Annotated in this window: 18 protein-coding genes, 2 tRNA genes and 3 rRNA genes; 6 read left to right on the top strand and 17 right to left on the bottom strand. The window is 59.7% G+C overall.

Annotated elements, in window-relative coordinates:
* Positions 1–38 precede the first annotated feature (38 nt).
* Entirely contained in the window at positions 39–1,829 is a 1,791-nt protein-coding gene (locus BI347_RS11490) for an ATP-binding protein (RefSeq protein ID WP_071112694.1), read from the top strand.
* 162 nt (positions 1,830–1,991) lie between these two features.
* On the opposite strand, the gene BI347_RS11485 is transcribed toward BI347_RS11490, so the two are convergent.
* From BI347_RS11485 to BI347_RS11405, 17 genes are all read right to left on the bottom strand, one after another.
* Complete coding sequence (locus tag BI347_RS11485) at positions 1,992–2,897, bottom strand: ion channel (protein WP_071112693.1); 906 nt, start codon at positions 2,895–2,897, stop codon at positions 1,992–1,994.
* Between the two features lie 193 nt (positions 2,898–3,090).
* Positions 3,091–3,205: ribosomal RNA gene (rrf, locus tag BI347_RS11480) — 5S ribosomal RNA — on the bottom strand.
* Between the two features lie 130 nt (positions 3,206–3,335).
* A 23S ribosomal RNA gene (locus BI347_RS11475) occupies positions 3,336–6,231 on the bottom strand.
* A 256-nt stretch (positions 6,232–6,487) separates the two neighbouring features.
* Positions 6,488–6,563: transfer RNA gene (locus BI347_RS11470), tRNA-Ala, on the bottom strand.
* A gap of 118 nt (positions 6,564–6,681) precedes the next feature.
* A tRNA-Ile gene (locus BI347_RS11465) sits at positions 6,682–6,758 on the bottom strand.
* An 82-nt stretch (positions 6,759–6,840) separates the two neighbouring features.
* Positions 6,841–8,376: ribosomal RNA gene (locus BI347_RS11460) — 16S ribosomal RNA — on the bottom strand.
* The 16S, 23S and 5S rRNA genes sit together here with 2 tRNA genes alongside, the layout of an rRNA operon.
* A gap of 388 nt (positions 8,377–8,764) precedes the next feature.
* Entirely contained in the window at positions 8,765–9,313 is a 549-nt protein-coding gene (locus tag BI347_RS11455) for a glutathione peroxidase (protein WP_071112692.1), read from the bottom strand.
* 48 nt (positions 9,314–9,361) lie between these two features.
* Positions 9,362–9,703 (bottom strand): thioredoxin, encoded by a 342-nt coding sequence (gene trxA / locus BI347_RS11450; RefSeq protein ID WP_071112691.1) that lies wholly within the window; start codon positions 9,701–9,703, stop codon positions 9,362–9,364.
* A gap of 130 nt (positions 9,704–9,833) precedes the next feature.
* The gene (locus BI347_RS11445; protein ID WP_071112690.1) at positions 9,834–10,778 is read right to left on the bottom strand and encodes a class I SAM-dependent methyltransferase; all 945 of its coding nucleotides are present in this window, start codon (positions 10,776–10,778) and stop codon (positions 9,834–9,836) included.
* A gap of 91 nt (positions 10,779–10,869) precedes the next feature.
* A complete protein-coding gene (gene coaD / locus BI347_RS11440; RefSeq protein WP_193430970.1) occupies positions 10,870–11,391 on the bottom strand; it encodes a pantetheine-phosphate adenylyltransferase in 522 nt (173 codons plus the stop codon).
* Positions 11,392–11,491: 100 nt separating this feature from the next.
* Positions 11,492–11,899, bottom strand: a complete 408-nt coding sequence (locus tag BI347_RS11435) for a VOC family protein (RefSeq protein WP_071112689.1) — start codon at positions 11,897–11,899, stop codon at positions 11,492–11,494.
* 112 nt (positions 11,900–12,011) lie between these two features.
* A complete protein-coding gene (locus BI347_RS11430; protein ID WP_071115909.1) occupies positions 12,012–12,983 on the bottom strand; it encodes a peptide ABC transporter ATP-binding protein in 972 nt (323 codons plus the stop codon).
* The gene (locus BI347_RS11425; RefSeq protein ID WP_071115908.1) at positions 12,976–13,956 is read right to left on the bottom strand and encodes an ABC transporter ATP-binding protein; all 981 of its coding nucleotides are present in this window, start codon (positions 13,954–13,956) and stop codon (positions 12,976–12,978) included. Before BI347_RS11425 ends, BI347_RS11430 begins: the two co-directional genes overlap by 8 nt.
* Positions 13,957–13,966: 10 nt before the next feature.
* Entirely contained in the window at positions 13,967–14,890 is a 924-nt protein-coding gene (locus tag BI347_RS11420) for an ABC transporter permease subunit (protein ID WP_071115907.1), read from the bottom strand.
* A gap of 13 nt (positions 14,891–14,903) precedes the next feature.
* Positions 14,904–15,932, bottom strand: a complete 1,029-nt coding sequence (locus tag BI347_RS11415; protein ID WP_071112685.1) for an ABC transporter permease subunit — start codon at positions 15,930–15,932, stop codon at positions 14,904–14,906.
* A 412-nt stretch (positions 15,933–16,344) separates the two neighbouring features.
* The gene (locus tag BI347_RS11410; RefSeq protein WP_071115906.1) at positions 16,345–17,940 is read right to left on the bottom strand and encodes an ABC transporter substrate-binding protein; all 1,596 of its coding nucleotides are present in this window, start codon (positions 17,938–17,940) and stop codon (positions 16,345–16,347) included.
* Between the two features lie 173 nt (positions 17,941–18,113).
* Positions 18,114–19,235, bottom strand: a complete 1,122-nt coding sequence (locus BI347_RS11405) for a beta-ketoacyl-ACP synthase III (protein WP_071115905.1) — start codon at positions 19,233–19,235, stop codon at positions 18,114–18,116.
* Between the two features lie 306 nt (positions 19,236–19,541).
* On the opposite strand from BI347_RS11405, the gene iscR reads away from it, so the two are divergent.
* From iscR to hscB, 5 genes are all read left to right on the top strand, one after another.
* Positions 19,542–20,033, top strand: a complete 492-nt coding sequence (gene iscR / locus BI347_RS11400) for a Fe-S cluster assembly transcriptional regulator IscR (protein ID WP_071112682.1) — start codon at positions 19,542–19,544, stop codon at positions 20,031–20,033.
* A gap of 30 nt (positions 20,034–20,063) precedes the next feature.
* The gene (locus BI347_RS11395; RefSeq protein WP_071112681.1) at positions 20,064–21,281 is read left to right on the top strand and encodes an IscS subfamily cysteine desulfurase; all 1,218 of its coding nucleotides are present in this window, start codon (positions 20,064–20,066) and stop codon (positions 21,279–21,281) included.
* Between the two features lie 49 nt (positions 21,282–21,330).
* The gene (gene iscU, locus BI347_RS11390; RefSeq protein WP_071112955.1) at positions 21,331–21,714 is read left to right on the top strand and encodes a Fe-S cluster assembly scaffold IscU; all 384 of its coding nucleotides are present in this window, start codon (positions 21,331–21,333) and stop codon (positions 21,712–21,714) included.
* A gap of 13 nt (positions 21,715–21,727) precedes the next feature.
* Positions 21,728–22,051: an iron-sulfur cluster assembly protein IscA gene (gene iscA / locus BI347_RS11385; protein ID WP_071112680.1), complete on the top strand. Its 324-nt coding sequence runs from the start codon at positions 21,728–21,730 to the stop codon at positions 22,049–22,051.
* Positions 22,052–22,156: 105 nt separating this feature from the next.
* Entirely contained in the window at positions 22,157–22,684 is a 528-nt protein-coding gene (gene hscB, locus BI347_RS11380) for a Fe-S protein assembly co-chaperone HscB (protein ID WP_071115904.1), read from the top strand.
* Positions 22,685–22,704: the final 20 nt, after the last annotated feature.

Genomic DNA, 22,704 nt, shown 5'->3' with positions numbered 1-22,704 from the left:
TAAAACTACTAAGCACATGCACGCAGTGGAGTGGCATCATGATTACCGCCAAAGTCGAAACCCGCAGCCTAGCCATCAGCCACGACTACGCGGAAAAATGGCAGCAAGTGCTGGACCTGCTGGCCAGGATAGTCAGCATCCCTTCGGCGCTGATCATGCAAGTGCAACCGCCGCGCATCAAGGTCTTCCTCTCCAGCCACAGCGCCGACAACCCCTACGAAGAAGATGAAATGGCCGATCTGGGCACCGGGCTCTACTGCGAAACGGTAATGACTTCGCGCAGCGAACTGACCGTGCCCAATGCGCTGTCCGATCCCGACTGGTGCGACAACCCGGATATCAAACTGGGCATGATCTCTTATATGGGCATGCCGCTGATCTGGCCCAATCAGGACGTATTCGGCACTATCTGCGTCCTCGATCGCACGGAAAACGCCTACACCCCCACCTACAAGCAACTATTGGCCCAGTTCCGCGGCATGGTGGAGCGCGACCTCAGGCAGATATACAACGACAAGGCCCGCGCGCAGGAGGACGCCTTGCTGCGCGCCGACGAAGCCGAACGGGTGCGCCGCGAGTTCGAGCTGCTGCGCGCCGGCGAACAGAAGGCGCTGCGCGCGCTGCGCGAAAGCGAGGAGCGCTGGCACTTCGCGCTGGAAGGCGCCGGCGACGGCGTCTGGGACTGGAACATCGCCAATGGCGACATCTTCTTCTCCCCCCGCTGCCAGCAGTTGCTGGGGCTGACGCGGTCGGCGGAGATAGGCGACTTCAAGCTGTGGCAGACCGGCATCCATCCGGATGATCTGCCGACCGTGCTGGCCGACCTGGCCAGCTATCTGCGCCAGCCACAAGGTTCCTTCGTCACCGAACACCGCTTCCAAAAAGAACAGGACTGGATCTGGCTGCTGGGGCGCGGCATGGTGGTCAGTCATGACGCCCAGGGCCAGCCGCTGCGGATGATAGGCACCTACTCCGACATCAGCCTGCGCAAAGAAGCGGAATGGGAACTGCAGCAGTTGAACAGCCATCTGGAGGAACGCGTGGCCAGCCGCACCGCCGAACTGAAAAAAGCCATGCACCAGATCAGCATCGCCGAAAAGCAAACTGCTCTGGCCAGGATGGTGGCGGGCATGGCGCACGAGCTGAACACCCCGATCGGCAATATATTGCTGTGCTCCTCGCAGATACAGGCCGATGTGGACGGCATCACCCGAGCCGATGCCGAAAAGCTGTTATCGCGCAAAGGACTGCAGGACTTCCTGCAGAAAGCCGGAGAAACCTGCGAACTATTGCAACGCAATAGCGAACAGGCCGGCGACCTGATCGGCCGCTTCAAGCAAATCGCCGTAGACCAGCTTGACCAGCCCAAGCGTGTCTTCAGTCCCGGCCAGGTGATCGCGCAGCTGCTCAAGGCGCTGGTTCCACCAGAGCATCATCCCCATCTGCAAGTGGAGTTGCAGGCTCCATCCCATCTGATGATAGAAAACTACCCCAGCGCGCTGGAACAGCTGGTCTCCCATCTGGTGGCCAACTCGCTGACCCACGGCTTTGAAGAGCGCGGCCAGGGCACAATCAGCATCAGTATCAGCCAGTCGCTAGGCAACATCACGCTGCGCTACGAAGACGATGGCAAGGGTATCGCGCCGGAGTTGCACGGCAAGGTGTTCGACCCCTTCTTCACCACTCGCATGGGACAAGGCGGCGTTGGCCTGGGCTTGGCGATGGTGCACAACATCGTGCAGGTGATCCTGAAGGGCGAGATCCGGCTGGAAAGCGAACCCGGTCACCATACCGCGTTCATCATCACCTTTCCTGCGAGCGCCGCTTGAGACCCTTGCCTCCCACCCATCGGGGAACGGCGCCATCCATAGCGCCATCGGGAAGATGACAGGACGAAGCCGCGCTGCCTGCGCGAAGCATCATGAAGGGGAGAGAGCGGCTTTCAATGCGCCTGATTCGGCCGGCATCGGCCAAGCGGCACCGGGCTCGAGCTATCGCCGATCGTGGGTACCATCGCCGGACGCCAGCGGCCTCACCTCCTGCAGCAGTTGGTAGTCAACATGGTCGTTTTCCTCCTCGTCGGTATAGATCAGGTCCGCGAAAACATGATTCCAGCGGATGTCCAGATGAGAGAAGGTATGGCGCGCCACCATGGTCTGGATGGTGGTTTCGTCAATGCCGCTGATGGACAGGATCAGTTGCGCCTTGACCGCCGCCAGCGACTCGGCATCGCGCTGGTACAAGGGGCTGCGCTCGTCCAGCTTGTGCACCAGCGTCCAGCCCAGCACGAACATCGGGTGCTCATCTCGCACCAGCTCCAGATCATAAAGCTTGCGAAATGTCGTTCCCTCCGCCGTGATCTCCTGTTGCAACAGCCGCAGGCGGGCGCTGGCGTCAATGATCACATTATTTCTGGCATTGGCGGCGCGCAACATCAGCACTGGCTCACCGTTCAGCGGCCTCACCACAAGCTGCCTGGTGAAGACGATACGCGCTCTTGGCCGCGAAAAACGGGCAAAGGTGACGCCGGTAATCAGCGCAATGCTCATCATGCCAATGAAGATTTCCAGCATTGAAATCCAGTGGGTGTACAGGCTTTGCGGATGCATATCGCCGTAACCAACCGTGGCAAGGGTTTCCACGCTGAAGAAGAACGCTCCAAGAAAACCTTGCGGGAACTGGTTGGCGATGCCGCCTGGCTGCAGCTGATAGAACCCGGCGAACAACAGATTCAAGGCCACGAAGGCCAGCGCGATGAACAGGTAAAAATGCGGCCAGCTGATGGTCATGCAGTAATGATAGAGATCATGCAGCGAGTGCCGCGGCATGCTGTGGATGTACAGGCTGCGATCGCCCGCCATGATACGCCGCGCGGGCTTGCTGTTGCGAAAAGCCATCTGCCGCTACCTCGTTGAAGCCTGTAAATGGCTGATTTTGTGCGGGATGCACTTCACGGTCAATGACAGGAATCTAAACGCCTAAGCCCCCGCAGATCGCTCGCGGGGGCTTGGGTCAGGTATCAGGACATCGGTCTGGCGTGCGCCAAACGCAAAAACCCCAGCTCATTGAGCTGGGGTTCCGCTATCGGGCGTCTGGCGGTGTCCTACTTTCACATGGCGAATGCCACACTATCATCGGCGCTAAGGCGTTTCACGGTCCTGTTCGGGATGGGAAGGCGTGGGACCACCTCGCTATGGCCACCAGACATAAACTGGTACAAACTCAAGAAGCCTGAACTCGTCTCTCAACGCGTTCTGAATATTTTTTCGGGTACTCAATTGTGTCGCACTCACACTCCATCTTCGTCACTCAGTTTCCCAAGCCACTCAAATGATAGGATCAAGCCTCACGAGCAATTAGTATCGGTTAGCTTCACGCCTCACAGCGCTTCCACACCCGACCTATCAACGTCCTGGTCTCGAACGACTCTTCAGGGAGGTCTAGCCTCCAGGGAAGTCTCATCTTCAGGCGAGTTTCCCGCTTAGATGCTTTCAGCGGTTATCTCTTCCGAACTTAGCTACCCGGCGATGCCACTGGCGTGACAACCGGTACACCAGAGGTTCGTCCACTCCGGTCCTCTCGTACTAGGAGCAGCCCCCGTCAAACTTCCAACGCCCACTGCAGATAGGGACCAAACTGTCTCACGACGTTTTGAACCCAGCTCACGTACCACTTTAAATGGCGAACAGCCATACCCTTGGGACCGGCTACAGCCCCAGGATGTGATGAGCCGACATCGAGGTGCCAAACACCGCCGTCGATGTGAACTCTTGGGCGGTATCAGCCTGTTATCCCCGGAGTACCTTTTATCCGTTGAGCGATGGCCCTTCCATACAGAACCACCGGATCACTATGTCCTGCTTTCGCACCTGCTCGACTTGTCGGTCTCGCAGTTAAGCTACCTTTTGCCATTGCACTATCAGCACGATTTCCGACCGTACCTAGGTAACCTTCGAACTCCTCCGTTACACTTTGGGAGGAGACCGCCCCAGTCAAACTGCCTACCATGCACTGTCCCCAATCCGGATCACGGACCAAGGTTAGAACCTCAAAGGGGTCAGGGTGGTATTTCAAGGTTGGCTCCACCTGAACTAGCGTCCAGGCTTCATAGCCTCCCACCTATCCTACACAAACCACTTCAAAGTCCAATGCAAAGCTACAGTAAAGGTTCACGGGGTCTTTCCGTCTAGCAGCGGGTAGATTGCATCTTCACAAACACTTCAACTTCGCTGAGTCTCAGGAGGAGACAGTGTGGCCATCGTTACGCCATTCGTGCGGGTCGGAACTTACCCGACAAGGAATTTCGCTACCTTAGGACCGTTATAGTTACGGCCGCCGTTTACCGGGGCTTCGATCAAGAGCTTGCACCCCATCACTTAACCTTCCGGCACCGGGCAGGCGTCACACCGTATACGTCCACTTTCGTGTTGGCACAGTGCTGTGTTTTTGTTAAACAGTCGCAGCCACCGATTCTCTGCGACCTGTCATAGCTTCAGACGCGAAGTCTTACACCACAACAGGCATACCTTCTCCCGAAGTTACGGTATCAATTTGCCGAGTTCCTTCTCCTGAGTTCTCTCAAGCGCCTTAGAATTCTCATCCTGCCCACCTGTGTCGGTTTGCGGTACGGTTCTTGTGTAGCTGAAGCTTAGTGGCTTTTCCTGGAAGCGTGGTATCAGTCACTTCAGGTCCGTAGACCCTCGTTATCACGTCTCGGTGTTAAAGAAGAGCGGATTTGCCTACTCTTCACACCTACCGGCTTGAACAGACTATTCCAACAGTCTGCTGACCTAACCTTCTCCGTCCCCACATCGCACTACACAAAAGTACGGGAATTTTAACCCGTTTCCCATCGACTACGCTTTTCAGCCTCGCCTTAGGGGCCGACTCACCCTACGCCGATGAACGTTGCGTAGGAAACCTTGGGCTTTCGGCGAGCGGGCTTTTCACCCGCTTTATCGCTACTCATGTCAGCATTCGCACTTCTGATATCTCCAGCATGCCTCTCGACACACCTTCACAGACCTACAGAACGCTCCCCTACCACGGACACATTTGACTGTGCCCATCCGCAGCTTCGGTTATCAGTTTGAGCCCCGTTACATCTTCCGCGCAGGACGACTCGACCAGTGAGCTATTACGCTTTCTTTAAATGATGGCTGCTTCTAAGCCAACATCCTGGCTGTCTATGCCTTCCCACTTCGTTTACCACTTAACTGATCATTTGGGACCTTAGCTGGCGGTCTGGGTTGTTTCCCTCTTGACAATGGACGTTAGCACCCACTGTCTGTCTCCCATGCTGGCACTTTCCGGTATTCAGAGTTTGCCATGGTTTGGTAAATCGCAATGACCCCCTAGCCATAACAGTGCTTTACCCCCGGAAGTGATACATGAGGCACTACCTAAATAGTTTTCGGGGAGAACCAGCTATCTCCGAGTTTGTTTAGCCTTTCACCCCTATCCACAGCTCATCCCCTAGTTTTGCAACACTAGTGGGTTCGGACCTCCAGTGCGTGTTACCGCACCTTCATCCTGGCCATGGATAGATCACTCGGTTTCGGGTCTACACCCAGCGACTGATTCGCCCTATTCGGACTCGGTTTCCCTACGCCTCCCCTATTCGGTTAAGCTTGCCACTGAATGTAAGTCGCTGACCCATTATACAAAAGGTACGCAGTCACGGAACAAGTCCGCTCCCACTGTTTGTATGCATCCGGTTTCAGGTTCTATTTCACTCCCCTCCCGGGGTTCTTTTCGCCTTTCCCTCACGGTACTGGTTCACTATCGGTCGATCACGAGTATTTAGCCTTGGAGGATGGTCCCCCCATCTTCAAACAGGATTTCGCGTGTCCCGCCCTACTTTTCGTATGCTTAGTACCAAGAATGCGTTTTCGTGTACGGGGCTATCACCCACTACGGCGGTCCTTTCCATGAACCTTCCACTAACTCAATCTCTATCACATACAGGCTGTTCCGCGTTCGCTCGCCACTACTTACGGAATCTCGGTTGATTTCTTTTCCTTCAGCTACTTAGATGTTTCAGTTCGCTGAGTTCGCTTCCTCGTGCCTATGTATTCAGCACGGGATGACCCCTAAGGGCCGGGTTTCCCCATTCGGATATCGTGGGATCAAAGCTCTATTGCCAGCTCCCCCACGCTTTTCGCAGGCTTACACGTCCTTCATCGCCTGTGATCGCCAAGGCATCCACCAGATGCACTTAGTCGCTTGACCCTATCATTTCAGTAACCTACGTCACTTCATGACAGAGCGTGTTTGTGCGACGACTGCACCGCCCCTTTTGATATGGCGACGCAGCCTTAGATACAATCAAATACCCAAGATGACGATTTGTCTGCGTACAGAATTAACTCTACGCTTTCATTTCGCCGTCTTATATATTCGGCTTCTTCAGTTTGTTAAAGATCGGGCGTTAAAATTACAACGCAAACAGAACCAAACTCTTCCGAGTTCGCTTGTGTTTGAGTTGTGGTGGAGGATGACGGGATCGAACCGACGACCCCCTGCTTGCAAAGCAGGTGCTCTCCCAACTGAGCTAATCCCCCTCTAAATCCGAAATACCGCGTTGCTCAGTCGCTCGTGTGCATCCGCACACGTCGCTTCTTCGCGCCTTGTCTTTCGGCTTTATCTCCGGGTGCCAGTTCAGATCACCCAGATACATACTGGTGGGTCTGGTAGGACTCGAACCTACGACCCCTGCGTTATCAACACAGTGCTCTAACCAGCTGAGCTACAAACCCAGTTGACTCGACGGCTTCCGCCGCCATGCCCTTAACTTGAATAACCGATAGGCTGTAAGTACTTGACGATCGCCTTCTCTAGAAAGGAGGTGATCCAGCCGCAGGTTCCCCTACGGCTACCTTGTTACGACTTCACCCCAGTCATGAATCCCACCGTGGTAAGCGGCCTCCTTGCGGTTAGCCTACCCACTTCTGGTGAAACTCACTCCCATGGTGTGACGGGCGGTGTGTACAAGACCCGGGAACGTATTCACCGCAGCATGCTGATCTGCGATTACTAGCGATTCCGACTTCACGCACTCGAGTTGCAGAGTGCGATCCGGACTACGATCGGTTTTATGAGATTGGCACCACCTCGCGGCTTAGCGACCCTCTGTACCGACCATTGTATGACGTGTGAAGCCCTGCTCATAAGGGCCATGAGGACTTGACGTCATCCCCACCTTCCTCCGGTTTGTCACCGGCAGTCTCATTAGAGTGCCCAACTTAATGATGGCAACTAATGACAAGGGTTGCGCTCGTTGCGGGACTTAACCCAACATCTCACGACACGAGCTGACGACAGCCATGCAGCACCTGTGTTACGGCTCCCTTTCGGGCACCAAGCCATCTCTGGCAAGTTCCGTACATGTCAAGAGCAGGTAAGGTTTTTCGCGTTGCATCGAATTAATCCACATCATCCACCGCTTGTGCGGGTCCCCGTCAATTCCTTTGAGTTTTAACCTTGCGGCCGTACTCCCCAGGCGGTCAATTTCACGCGTTAGCTACGCTACCAAGGATTCAAACCCCCAACAGCTAATTGACATCGTTTAGGGCGTGGACTACCAGGGTATCTAATCCTGTTTGCTCCCCACGCTTTCGTGCATGAGCGTCAGTGTCATCCCAGGGGGCTGCCTTCGCCATCGGTATTCCTCCGCATCTCTACGCATTTCACTGCTACACGCGGAATTCTACCCCCCTCTGACGCACTCTAGTCTTGCAGTCTCCAATGCCGTTCCCAGGTTGAGCCCGGGGCTTTCACATCAGACTTGCAAAACCGCCTGCGCACGCTTTACGCCCAGTAATTCCGATTAACGCTTGCACCCTACGTATTACCGCGGCTGCTGGCACGTAGTTAGCCGGTGCTTATTCTTCCGGTACTGTCATCCCCGCCAGGTATTAACCAGCGGGATTTCCTCCCGAACAAAAGTCCTTTACAACCCGAAGGCCTTCTTCAGACACGCGGCATGGCTGGATCAGGCTTGCGCCCATTGTCCAAAATTCCCCACTGCTGCCTCCCGTAGGAGTCTGGGCCGTGTCTCAGTCCCAGTGTGGCGGATCATCCTCTCAGACCCGCTACTGATCGTCGCCTTGGTGAGCTCTTACCTCACCAACTAGCTAATCAGACATCGGCTGCTCGTATAACGTGAGGCCTTACGGTCCCCCACTTTCCCCCTCAGGGCGTATGCGGTATTAATCCGGCTTTCGCCGAGCTATCCCCCATTACACGGTACATTCCGATGCGTTACTCACCCGTTCGCCACTCGTCAGCGGAGCAAGCTCCCTGTTACCGTTCGACTTGCATGTGTAAAGCATGCCGCCAGCGTTCAATCTGAGCCAGGATCAAACTCTTCAGTTCAATCTCATAGCAAATTTTCTGGCACGCAAGTTCAAAGAAATAAAACAAGTATTTCTTGTCTCTTGCAGTGCAAGTTTTTGGCTTTCGCCAAGCACTTACACCTATCGGTTATTCGTTCTGTTAAAGAGCAGTGCCGGCCGCTTCGAACACCGCCGGAACCTGTTTCGTTCGGCTTGTTTCGTTCGCTGCGTCAGCTGAGGAGGCGAACTATACCGCCGCGCCCCACCCTCGTCAACACCTTTTGCCGGATGAAATGCAAAAAACCGGCGCCCACCCACCCAAGTCATTGATGTGCAATGAAACTGGGCTGGCATGAATTTCGCCGGCCAATGAAAAACGCCGCAGTCTGCGGCGTTTAGGCTAAAACCATCAGCGTTTCTTTCGCGCATCAAGGCTGCGCGGCAGCGGCCGGAGGCTGCAAATAAGGCAGGAAAGCGTCAACCACTTCCGACGCATCCGGCTTGGTGCGGGTCGCGATACTAACTACCTTGCTGGCGCCGGGGAGGATCAGGTATTTGTGGAAGTTCCACGAAGGCGCGTCATCGGTGGCGGCGATCAATGCCTTAAAGAAAGGTTGGGCATCGCTGCCGCGCACATGCCCCTTGCTGGCCATGGGAAAGGTGACGCCGTAATTAGCCTGGCAGAACTGGCCGATCTCGGCCGGTTTATCCAGCTCCTGAAAGAAGTCGTTACTGGGAAAGCCGACCACTACCAAGCCGCGCGGGCCATATTGCTTATATAGAGACTCCAACTGGGTGAACTGCGGCGTAAAGCCGCAGTGGCTGGCGGTGTTCACCACCAGGACAGGCCGATCGGCGTACTGGCAGAGGTTGATCTCGCCCCCCATCAATCCCGGCACCTTGTAGTCCAGCAGCGCCGGACAAGCCGCCGCCGCCATTTGGCTGGCCAACACCAGCGCAACACTCAGGATACGCATACCCGCCTCCCCGCGCCTTGCGGCGCCAGCATCAATGATGTTGCCAGCTTACTGCGGCTGAGCCTGAACTTCCAAGTCCTTCAGCTGCTGGATCAGCTGTTCCAATTGCCCGGCCGACAGCGCGCCCGCCTGATTGAACACCATGGCGCCGTCCTTGATGGCGATCAGCGTGGGAATGGAGCGGATCTTGAAATGGCTGGCCAGCGCCTGCTGCTCTTCGGTATTGATCTTGCCGAAGACGATGTCCGGGTGTTTTGCGGCAGCGGCCTCGAAAGTGGGGCCGAACATCTTGCACGGGCCGCACCACGGCGCCCAGAAATCCAACAGCGTGATGCCCTGCTGCGGGATAGTGCCGTTGAAGTTGTCTGCGTCGAGATTGAGGTAACTCATCTTGTATCCTTATCGGCAATGCGTGTTCATGACACTTTACAAGATGGGCGCTGGGGAGAATGGGCGCAAGAGGATGCGCCCATTGTATTTCATCATGCCCGCGATAGCGGATGCTTATCGCCGACGGGCATCAGCGCTTTTGCAGGCTCCAGCACTGATGGATCTTGCGGTTGCGGAAATCTTCCGGCACCGATTGCGCGCTCAAATCACGGATCAGATAGTCTTCATTCAGACGCTCGTCCAGCTCGAAGCTGCGCAGGTTGTTGGAGAAGTAAAGCTTGCCGCCCGGCGCCAGCAGCGCCATCGCGTAATCTATCAGCCAGACATGGTCGCGCTGCACATCCAAGATGTCCCGCATCTTCTTGGAGTTGGAAAAGGTCGGCGGGTCCATCACGATCAGGTCGAACCGCTTGCCCTCCTCCACCGCATCCTCCAGATACTGAAACGCGTCGGCGCGGATCAACTGATGGCGCGCCGGATCCAGGCCATTCAGCTCGAAATTGCGCCGCGACCAATCCTGATAGGTATTGGACATGTCCACTGTTTCCGAGCTGGCCGCCCCGCCGGCTCCGGCGTAGACGGTGAAGCTGCCGGTATAGGCGAACAGATTGAGAAAACGCTTGCCGGCGGCTTCCCCGCGCACCCGCTGGCGGGTATTGCGGTGGTCGAGAAACAGGCCGGTGTCCAGATAGCGGTCCAGATTGACGATGAAGCGTTGGCCAAACTCCTCGACGATGAAGTCATCGCCCTCGCGGCCCACTTTCTCGTACTGGCTGACGCCCTTCTGGCGGCGGCGGTTCTTCAGCGTCACGGCGGCGGCGGCAATGCCGGTAACCTGCTCGATGGCGGCCACCACCGCATCTATCCAGGCGCGGTATTCGTCGTCGGCCAGTTCCCAGCCGGTGTCGTACTCCTGCAGATGCACCTTGCCACCGTAGATGTCGACGGCGAAGGGAAACTGCGGCACATCCTTGTCGTAGGCGCGCCAGGCGTCCAGGCCCTGGCGGCGCGCCCATTTGGCGTAGTGCTTGTAATTCTTGGCCAGCCGGTTGGCAAATGCGCTGACATCCTGCATATCGAACCCTCAAATCCCGTAAAGCAAACGCGCCAGACTCGGCTGGCGCGGCATTCAATTCTAGTTCCGCATTATAGCGGTAAGCGCGGTCTCAGCCGTTGGAATACATCGCCAGCATCTTGCGGTACACCGGCTCCGGCAAATACTGGCGGATCACGCCCTCCCAGCCGCGCGGCCCCACCAATCCCTTGACCATGGTCGACGAGACTTCCGCGTACTCGCGCGGCGGCAGCAGGAAGATGGTGGTGATATCCGGGTGCAGGTCGGAGTTGATGTAGCGCATGGTGCGCTCGTACTCGTAGTCGCTGGCGGTGCGAATGCCGCGCACGATGTAGTTGGCGCCCACGCTTTGCGCGTAGTTGACCAGAAACTGGTTCTCGAACACGTCAACCCTCAGCTTGCTGAAACCGACGGTGACTTCGCGCAGCAGCCCCACCCGCTGATCGACATCGAAGGTGCAGTGCTTGTCCGGGTTCACCCCGACCGCCACGATGAGTTCGTCGAACAGCTCCACGGCTTCGCGAATCATCCACAGGTGGCCATTGGTCACCGGGTCGAAACTTCCGGCATACACGGCTCTCTTCAATTGACGTTTTCCTTTGGATTTTGGCATGGGTTCCATGGCGAATGTAGCGTGCGGGGGGTGGATGGTAAAGGAATATTTGTGCGATGCGGCAAAATGGCGCCGCATCGCGCGGCCGGTCAAAAAACGGTCACAACTGGCAATTGATCATCCAGCCAATGCCGAATTTATCATTGAAGCAGCCAAAAAGCGCGCCCCAGAAGGTCTTGTTCAGCGGCACCGTCACCGTGCCGCCGGCGCTCAGCGCCGCGAATGCTTTCTCGGCCGCGGCGACATCCCCCTCCAGATTGATGGACAAGGTCACCTGCTGGCTGGACGCAAGCGGACGGCTGGTATCGGAGATCATCAGCACATTGCCGCCGAAAACCAGCCGCGCGTGCATGATCCAGTTCGGATCGGCATCGCCCATGCCCTCCACCTCCTTCGGCGCCTCAGAATAGCGCATCAGCATCGCGATTTCGCCATCCAGCGCCTGACAGTAGAAATTCAGCGCTTCTTCGGCCCGACCATTCAAACTCAGATAAGGATACAGATTCATGCTTTGCCTCCCTGCTGGTGATGGGGCGTCCAGTGTAACGCCGGTCTTACGCCATTAAAATAAAAAAGCCCGCCGCGCCTAGCGCGACGGGCCTGCTGTGCCGAAAACGGCCTCAGCCGTTGATTTCCTCTGCCCGATGACAGGCTATCATCCGCTGATCCAGCTCGCGCAGCTGCGGCACCTCCGCCTGGCAGCGCTCCTTGGCGTACGGACAACGTTTGTGGAAGGCGCAACCGGACGGCGGCTTGAGCGGGCTGGGCAGCTCGCCCTCGATCTTGATCTTGATGCGGCGGTCTTCCGGATGGATGGACGGCGTCGCCGACAACAACGCCTGAGTGTAAGGGTGCAACGGACGGCCGTAAACGCGGGCCTTGTCGCCCACCTCCACCGCACGGCCCAGATACATCACCATCAGCTCGTCCGCCACATGCTCCACCACCGCCAGATTGTGCGAGATGAACACATAGGCGGTGTTGAACTCTTCCTGCAGATCCATGAACAAATTGAGTACCTGCGCCTGGATCGAGACATCGAGCGCGGAAGTCGGCTCGTCCGCCACCACGATCTTGGGGTTGAGCATCATCGCGCGGGCGATGGCGATGCGCTGGCGCTGGCCGCCGGAGAACATGTGCGGGTAGCGGAAATAGTGCTCCGGGCGCAGGCCGACGCGGGTCATCATCGAGCGCACCTGATCCTCGCGCTCCTTGGCCGACAGATCGGTATTGATCAGCAGCGGCTCGGATAGCTGCGAGCCTATCTTCTGGCGCGGATTGAGCGAACCGTAAGGGTTCTGGAACACCATCTGCACCTTGCGCCGCATCGCTTTCAACTCCGCGCCGCCGGCGGTGGCCGCATCCAGGCCGTCGAGCAACAGCGAGCCGGAAGTCGGCGGTTCGATCAGCGTCAGCTGGCGCGCCAGCGTGGACTTGCCGCAGCCGGATTCGCCCACCACCGCCAGCGTACGGCCGGCGGACAATTCGAACGAGACGCCGCCCAGCGCCTTCACCTGCGCCTTGGGCTGGAACCAGCCCTGCGCCACATCGTAGTAGCGGGTCAGATCCCGCGCTTGCAAAACGCTAGTCATGCTGCTTCTCCTTGGCCAGCAGGGGGTAGTGGCAACGCACCGCGCCATTGGGCTGCGGGGTGAGTCCGGGCCGCTGGCTGCGGCAGTTCTCCTGCACATACGGGCAACGCGGCGACAACAAGCAGCCGCTGGGGCGGTCGTACTGCCCCGGCACGATGCCCGGCAGCGTGGCCAACCGGTGCGCGCCCTTGCTGTGTTCCGGAATGGACGACAACAGCGCCTCGGTGTACGGATGCGCCGGCTGGCGGAAAATGCCGGGAACGCGGCCCACTTCGGCCGCCTGGCCCGCGTACATCACCACCAGCCGCTGCGCCACTTCCGCCACCACCGCCAGATCGTGGGTGATCAGGATCAGCGCCATGTTCTGGCTCTTCTGCAAGGACACCAGCAATTCCATGATCTGCGCCTGGATGGTGACATCGAGCGCGGTGGTCGGCTCGTCTGCGATCAACAGCTTGGGGCTGCAGGCGATAGCCATGGCGATGGCCACCCGCTGGCTCATGCCGCCGGACAGCTGGTGCGGATAGGCAGAGAGCCGAGTCGCCGCCGCCGGGATCTCCACCTGCTGCATCAGTTCCAGCGCGCGCGCCTTCAAGGCCGCGCCGCGCAGACCCTGGTGCACTTTCAGCACTTCCATGATCTGGTAGCCGACAGTGTAACTGGGATTCAGCGCCGTCATCGGGTCCTGGAAGATCATCGAGATGTCCTTGCCGACGATCTTGCGTCGGCCGCGTGCCGAAATGGTCAGCAGGTCTTTGCCGTCGAAGCTCAGCTCGTCGGCGACGATGCGGCCCTGCCCTTCCAGCAGGCCCATCATCGCCATCATGGTGACCGACTTGCCGGAGCCGGACTCGCCGACGATACCGACGATCTCGCCCTGCTCTACCGCCAGGTCCAGCCCTTCCACCGCGCGGAAGGGATTGTTCTCGGCGCCGAACTCCACCGAGAGATTCTTGATTTGCAACAGACTCATATTTTTATCCTCAGGCGGCGCGCTTCAGCTTGGGATCCAGCGCGTCGCGCAGGCCGTCGCCCATCAGGTTGATCGCCAGCACCGACAGCAGAATGGTCAGGCCCGGCAGCGTCACCACCCACCAGGCGCTCTCGATGTAGTCGCGCGCGGACGCGAGCATGGTGCCCCATTCCGGCGTCGGCGGCTGCACGCCCAGGCCGAGGAAGCCCAGCGCGGCGATTTCAAGAATGGCGGAGGAAAAGCTCATGGTGGCGTGCACGATCAAGGGCGCCATGCAGTTGGGCAGCACGGTGACGAACATCAGCCGGAACAGGCCGGCGCCGGCCACGCGCGAGGCCACCACGTAGTCGCGGTTGAGCTCGGTCATCGCCGAGGCGCGCGTCAGGCGCACATAGGCCGGCAGCGACACGGTGGCGATGGCGATCATCGCGTTGGTCAGGCCCGGCCCGAGGATGGCCATGATGGCCACCGCCAACAACAGCGACGGCAGCGCCATCATGATGTCCATCAGCCGCATGATGCTGGAACCCAGCACCTTGGGGAAGAAGGCGGCCAACAGCCCCAGCACTACGCCGGGGACCAGCGCCATCAGCACCGACATCAGGCCGATGAACAAGGACAGCCGCGCGCCGTGGATCAACCGCGACAGGATATCGCGGCCCAGTTCGTCGGTGCCGAACACGAACTGCAGGCTGCCGCCGGCTTGCCACGACGGCGGCGTCAGCAGGTGGTCGCGGTATTGTTCGATCGGACTGTACGGCGCCAGCACCGGCGCCAGCAGCGCACAGGACACGATCACGATGACGAAGATCAGCCCGGCGACAGCGCCCTTGTTGTGGGCGAAGCCCTGCCAGAACTCCTTCAACGGCGACGGATAGGACAGCGCCAGGTCGACTGCCGGCGCGGCAGCCTGGTTTTGCGTTGCATTGCTCATGTTGGATTCCCGCTTACTTGGCATGACGGATGCGCGGATTGGCGATGCCGTACAGGATGTCGACGATGAAGTTGGTGACGATCACCAGCGTGGCCACCATCAGGATGCCGTTCTGCACCACCGGGTAGTCGCGGCGGGCGATGGCGTCGATCAGCCATTTGCCGACGCCGGGCCAGGAGAAGATGGTCTCGGTCAGCACCGCGCCGCCCATCAGCGTGCCCACCTGCAGGCCGATCACGGTCAGCACCGGGATCAGGGCGTTGCGCAAGGTGTGGATGAAGATCACCCGCGCCGGCGACAACCCCTTGGCGCGCGCGGTACGGACATAGTCCTCGCGCAGCACTTCCAGCATCGACGAGCGCGTCATCCGCGCGATCACCGCCAGCGGAATGGTGCCCAGCACGATGGACGGCAGGATCAGGTGCGACAGCGCGCTCCTGAAGGCGCCGGCATTGCCTTCCGGGTCGGCCATCTCGGCCAGGTAGCTGTCTATCAGCATAAAGCCGGTGCGCGGGTGGATGTCGAACATCAGATCCATCCGGCCCGACACCGGGGTCCAGCCCAGCTTGACCGAGAAGAACATGATCAGGATCAGGCCCCACCAGAAGATCGGCATGGAAAAGCCGGTCAGCGAGATGCCCATCACGCCGTGATCGAACAGCGAGCCGCGCTTGATCGCCGCCAGCACGCCGGCCAGCAGCCCCCAGACAATGGCGAACAGCAGCGCCGACAAGGCCAGCTCCAGCGTGGCCGGGAACAGGGTCTTGAATTCGGTCCAGACGCCCACCTTGGTCACCAGGGATTCGCCCAGATTGCCGTGCAGCAGGTTGACGACGTAGTCCAGATACTGCGCGTACAAGGGCTTGTCCAGCCCCAGGCGGTGCAACGCCTCGGCGTGCAGCTTGGGGTCGAGCGTGCGCTCGCCGACCATCACCTCAACCGGGTCGCCGGGAATCATGCGGATCAACCCGAAAGTCAGCAGGGTGATGCCGAAGAAGGTGGGCACCAGCAGGCCCAGCCTCCGCAGAATGAATGCAAACATGGATAAACTCTCCTGGACGCGGACGCGGCTTGAACGCCGCGCGCGCCATCTAACCCAGACATCGCGTGCAGGGAATCGACACAGGAGGAGAAATAGAGAATCGCCGTCTGGCGAAGAGAGAAAAACGGGTGCCGGGCAGCGGACAGGCAACTAAACCACCCACCAGCCTTAGCTGCAGCCACTGCCGCGGCGAGGGGAACAATATCAGCCTCCCCGGCCCTGCGGCTTGACGCAGGTCAAGCCGGCCTCAAGCCGGCTCCTTGCCCTCGCCTCCACTCCATTCCTGTGCAGATACTGCCATGTAGACGCCGGCGCCCTCTCTAGCGGACGGCTGCCTGCGCCTACACTTGTCTCAAAGCGGGGGGAGCGCGCTCCCCGCCGCCTCATGTGATTACGTCCTGCTCGGACCGCCTTACTTGACGCTGACGCCGTAGAAGGAGTTCAGGCCGAACGGGCTGACCTTGAAGCCCTGCACCGACTTCAGCATCGGCTGGTTGACGGTGGAGTGGGCGATGGCGGTGTAGGGCAGCTGCTGCTTCACGATCTCCTGCGCCTTCATGTACAGCTTGGTGCGCTCGGCGACGTTGGCGGTGCTCTTGCCCTTCTGGATCAGGTCTTCAAACGGCTTGTAGCACCACTTGGCGAAGTTGTTGCCGTTGAGCGCGTCGCAGCCCAGCTGGGTGCCCAGCCAGTTGTCCGGATCGCCGTTGTCGCCGGTCCAGCCGATCAGCATCGCGTCGTGCTCGCCGGCCTTGGCGCGCTTGATGTACTCGCCCCACTCGTAGGAGGTGATCTTGGCCTTGACGCCGATCTTGGCCCAGTCGGACTGGATCATTTCCGCCATCAGCTTGGCGTTGGGGTTGTACGGGCGCTGAACCGGCATCGCCCACAAGGTGATTTCAAAGCCGTTGGGATAGCCGGCCTTGGCCAGCAGCGCCTTGGCCTTGGCCACGTCGTAAGGCGCGTCCTTCAAGCTCTTGTTGTACGACCACTGGGTCGGCGGCATCGGATTGGTGGCCGCCTGGCCGGCGCCCTGGTACACCGCCTGCAGGATGGCCTTCTTGTTGATGGACATGTCCAGCGCCTGGCGCACTTCCAGCTTGTCCATCGGCTTGTGCTTGACGTTATAGGCGAGGTAGCCCAGGTTGAAGCCGGCCTGCGCGATCACGTTCATCTTGGGATCGGCCTTCATCGCGGCGATGTCGGTCGGTCGCGGGAAGGTGGTGATCTGGCACTCGCCAGCCTTCAGCTTCTGATAGCGCACCGAGGCGTCGGTGGTGATGGCGAACACCAGGTTGTCCACCTTGGGGCCGTCAGCCTTGTCCCAGTACTGCTTGTTGGCGGCGAAGCGAATCTGCGCGTCCTTCTGGTAGCGCTTGAAGATGAACGGGCCGGTGCCCACCGGCTGCTGGTTGATCAGCTGCGGCTTGCCGTCCTTCAGCAGCTTATCGGCGTATTCGCCCGACTGGATGGAGGCGAAGCTCATCGCCAGGTTCTGCACAAAGGCGGCGTCCACCTTCTTCAGCGCGAACTTGACGGTATACGGGTCCACCTTCTCCACCTTGACGATGTTCTCGTCCATGCCCATGTCGGAGAAGTACGGGAATTCGGTCGGGTAGGCCTTGCGGAACGGATTATTCTTGTCGATCATGCGGTTGAAGGTGAACAGCACGTCGTCTGCGTTGAAATCGCGCGTAGGCTTGAAGTAGTCGGTGGTCTGGAACTTGACGCCCTTGCGCAGGTGGAAGGTGTAGGACAGTCCGTCGGCGGCCACATCCCATTTCTCCGCCAGGCCCGGCACCACCTTGGTGCCGCCGCGCTGGAATTGCACCAGGCGGTTGAAGACGGTTTCCGCGGCGGCGTCGAAATCGGTGCCTGTGGTGTACTGGCCCGGGTCGAAGCCGGCCGGGCTACCCTCCGAGCAGAACACCAGAGTGCCGGCGGCATGCGCCGCCAATGAAGAACCCGCGATCGCGCCTGCAACCAGCAGCTTTTTGAAAGCTTGCATAATGTTTCCCTTTTCCTTTGTCCAGACTATTTACAGTCTTTTCTGATATTCAACCTGAGCCTTGTGACTTGGCTGGTGGGGGATACATTATGCACAGAGGGCGCTTTTGACAAGCGCCCTCTGGCTTTTTTATGGCGGCCGCAGCCATGACGGCTGCCAGCCGTGACAGCGGATTACTGCTTCTTCAACACCACGGAACCGACGGAATAGCCCGCGCCGAAAGAAGAGATGACGCCGACATCGCCCGCCTGAAGATCATGCGAATGCAGATGGAAGGCGATGATGGAGCCGGCCGAACTGGTGTTGGCATAACGATCCAGTATCACCGGCGCTTCGACATTGTCGGCGTCGCGCCCCAGCACCCGGCGGGCGATCAGCTGGTTCATCGCCAAATTGGCCTGGTGCAGCCAGAAACGGCGCACATCGGCGGCGCCGATCTGCAGGCTGTCCAGATGGCTGACGATGTGCTCGCCCACCATAGGGCAGACCTCCTTGAACACCTTGCGGCCCTGCTGGATGAACAACTTGTCCGGCTGGCCGATGCCAGCCTCGTCGCAGCGGTTGAGGAAGCCGAAATTGTTGCGGATGTTGTTGGAGAACAGCGTGGCCAGCTTGCAGCCCAGCACCTCGAAACGCTGCGCCGAGGTCGCGGCGTCGGCGCGCTCCAGCACCACCGCGGTGCAGGCGTCGCCGAAGATGAAATGGCTGTCGCGGTCGCGGAAGTTCAGGTGGGCGGAGCAGATCTCGGGGTTAACCATCAGCACCGCGCGCGCCTGGCCGCTGGCAATGGCATTGACCGCGGTCTGGATGCCGAAGGTGGCCGACGAGCAGGCGACGTTCATATCGAACGCGTAGCCATTGATACCCAGCGCCTGCTGCACCTCCACCGCCATCGCCGGGTACGGCCGTTGCATATTGGAGCAGGCGACGATCACCATGTCGATGTCGGCGGCGAGACGCCCGGCCGCGGCCAGCGCCTCGCGCGCCGCATTGACAGCCATTTCGGCCTGCAGCGACAACTCGTCGTTGCCGCGCTCCGGCAGATGCGGCGTCATCCGCGCCGGATCGAGCACGCCGCTCTTGTCCATCAGAAAGCGCTGCTTGATGCCCGAGGCTTTTTCAATGAACTCAGCGCTGGACTCGGCCAGTTCCGCCACCGCGCCGGCGGCGATCGCCGCCTGGTTGGCGGCGTTGAATTCCCGGACATAGGCATTGAACGCCTCCACCAGCTCGGCATTGCTGACGGCATTGGGCGGGGTGAACAGGCCAGTCCCGCTGATAACAACCTTGTGCATGTTTTTATTCCTTTTCCACCCCCTGTTGCGGGAGCAAGCATGGCGGACAAGCGCCGGCGGACCAGGGTCCCGGACGGCTCGTCGATGCCGGAGCCGGCCCCATGCGGGACGACTCGGCCGAAGATTGCAGCGATTTTACACAAGCCCCCGCAAAAAGTAAGAAATCCATAGCCGGCAACAAGTTAAAGCTAGTAAAATATTCGGCTTTACTGCATCCGGTGGCAGGTGTGCCTGACAAATACTTGACTAATTTAGTCGGATATTAGGTATAATCTGGGACAGTACCACCCACCGGAACGAAAACCCATGCGCCTCACCACCAAAGGACGTTTTGCCGTCACTGCCATGCTGGATCTCGCCATGCGCGAGCAGGGCGGCCCAGTCACCCTGGCCGGCATCAGCGAACGCCAGAGCATCTCGTTGTCCTACCTGGAGCAGCTGTTCGGCAAGCTCCGGCGCGCCGAGTTGGTGGACAGCGTGCGCGGTCCCGGCGGCGGCTATACCCTGGCCAAGGAAACGCGCGAGATTTCGGTGGCCGACATCATCACCGCGGTCGACGAACCGGTGGACGCCACCCAGTGCGGCGGTCGCGAGAACTGCCGCGGCAGCCAGCGCTGCATGACGCATGACTTGTGGACCAACCTCAACGTCACCATATTCGACTACCTCTCCAAGGTAAGCCTTGCCAGCCTGGTCGCCGAACAGGCCGAGCAGCACGCCAAGGAGACCAGCGTGGTGCAGGACAAGCGCGACAGCTGTAGCACCCCTCACCTTGCCGCTGCCAGCCGAGCCCTGTAAGCGCCTGAACATCTTGTGGAGATTATGTAAATGAGCCAGCCCAAGCTACCGATCTATCTGGATTACTCGGCCACCACTCCGGTGGACCCGCGCGTCGCCGAAAAAATGATTCCCTACCTGACCGGGAAGTTCGGCAACCCCGCCTCCCGCAGCCACAGCTTCGGCTGGGAAGCGGAAGAAGCGGTCGAGAACGCGCGCGTCGAAGTAGCCCGGCTGATCGGTGCCGATCCCAAGGAAATCGTCTGGACCTCCGGCGCCACCGAGTCCGACAACCTGGCGATCAAGGGCGCCGCCCAGTTCTACAAGAGCAAGGGCAAACACCTGATCACCGTCAAGACCGAGCACAAGGCGGTGCTGGACACCTGTCGCGAACTGGAACGCCAGGGCTTCGAAGTCACTTATCTGGACGTGCAGGACAACGGCCTGATCGACCTGGAAAAATTCAAGGCCGCGATCCGCCCGGACACCATCGTGGTATCTGTGATGTACGTCAACAACGAGATCGGCGTGATCCAGGACATTCCGCAGATCGGCGAGATCTGCCGCGAGAAAGGCATCATCTTCCACGTTGACGCCACCCAGGCGCCGGGCAAGGTCAAGATCGACCTCGCCACGCTGAAAGTCGACCTGATGAGCCTGTCCGCGCACAAGGTGTACGGCCCCAAGGGCATAGGCGCGCTGTACGTGCGCCGCAAGCCGCGCGTGCGCCTGGAAGCGCAGATGCACGGCGGCGGCCATGAGCGCGGCTTCCGCTCCGGCACCCTCGCCAGCCATCAGATCGTCGGCATGGGCGAAGCCTTCCGCATCGCCCGCGAGGACATGGACAGCGAAAACGAGCGCATCCGCATGCTGCGCGACCGGCTGTGGAACGGCATCAAGGACATGGAAGAGGTCTACATCAACGGCGACATCGACCAGCGCGTGCCGCACAACCTAAATGTCAGCTTCAACTTCGTCGAAGGCGAAAGCCTGATCATGGCCATCAAGGATCTGGCCGTGTCCAGCGGCTCGGCCTGCACCTCGGCCTCGCTGGAGCCGTCCTACGTGCTGCGCGCGCTGGGACGCAACGACGAGATGGCGCACAGCTCCATCCGCTTCACCCTCGGCCGCTTCACCACCGAGGAAGAGATCGACTTCACCATCGCGCTGTTGAAGTCCAAAATCGGCAAGCTGCGCGAACTGTCGCCGTTGTGGGAGATGTTCAAGGACGGCGTCGACCTCAACAGCGTGCAGTGGGCTGCGCACTAATCCATCAAGATTGCCCGCGCCGCGCGGCGCGGGCTGGCAGGAGAAAATCATGGCATACAGCGACAAGGTAATGGATCATTACGAGAATCCGCGCAATGTGGGTTCCTTCGAAAAGGGCGACGACAGCATCGGCACCGGCATGGTCGGCGCGCCGGCCTGCGGCGACGTGATGAAGCTGCAGATCAAGGTGGGCGCCGACGGCGTGATTGAAGACGCCAAGTTCAAGACTTACGGCTGTGGCTCCGCCATCGCCTCCTCCTCCCTCGTCACCGAGTGGGTGAAGGGCAAGTCGCTGGACGAGGCGCTGACCATCAAGAACACCGCCATCGCCGAGGAACTGGCGCTGCCGCCGGTGAAGATCCACTGCTCCATCCTGGCCGAAGACGCGATCAAGGCCGCGGTGGAAGACTATAAACAGAAGCACGGCAAGTAATCCGGGAACGGTTATGGCACTTACTCTCTCCGAACGCGCCGCCGCCCATATCAGCGCTTTTATCGCCAAGCGCGGCAAGGGCTTGGGCGTGCGCCTTGGCGTGAAGACCTCCGGCTGTTCCGGCATGGCCTACAAGCTGGAGTTCGTCGATGTCGCCAACGACGACGACCTGCGCTTCGACAGCCATGGCGTCTCCATCTTCACCGACGCCAAGAGCCTGGCCTATCTGGACGGCACCGAGCTGGACTACGGCAAGGAAGGCCTGAACGAGGGCTTCAAGTTCAACAACCCCAACGTCAAGAACGAGTGCGGTTGCGGCGAGAGCTTCAACGTCTGATCCCTGGCGCCGCGCCAGCCCCGGCGGAGCGTTGACGGCCAAGACGTCATCCTCCGCCTTGTTCTTTGGCGGAACGCAATGCATACCCGTCCTTCTGGAAGCCTGATGAACACCGATTTCAGCCAAGACTTCTTCAACCTGTTCGGCCTGCCGCGGCGTTTCGCCATCGACAGACAACAGCTGGACGGCGCCTGGCGCGCCGCCGCCGCCCAGGTTCACCCCGACCGCTACGCCGCCAGCTCCGACGCCGAAAAACGCAGCGCGCTGATGCTGTCCACCCGCGTCAACGAAGCCTACCAGACGCTGAAATCGCCGTTGTCGCGCGCCCGCTACCTGCTGCTGCTGTCCGGCGTCGACACCCAGGAGGAAAGCAACACCGCGATGCCGGGCGACTTCCTGATGGCGCAGATGGAATGGCGCGAGGACATCGACGACGCCCGCCGCGACCTGGCCCGGCTGGAAACCCTGTCATCCCGGCTGCGCGGCGAGGTGAAATCGCTGCTGTCTACGCTGGAACAGGCGCTGGACAGCCGCGCCGACTTGGACGGCGCCACCGTTCTGGTGCGAAAATTGCGTTTCATGGAAAAGCTGGACCAGGAAATCGGCGACGCCATCGAAAGCCTGCTGGATTGATCCGGCTGCGACGCCGCCCC

The sequence above is a fragment of the Chromobacterium sphagni genome (assembly GCF_001855575.1).
GTDB lineage: Bacteria > Pseudomonadota > Gammaproteobacteria > Burkholderiales > Chromobacteriaceae > Chromobacterium > Chromobacterium sphagni.
This window is presented reverse-complemented; position numbering and strand designations above follow the sequence as displayed.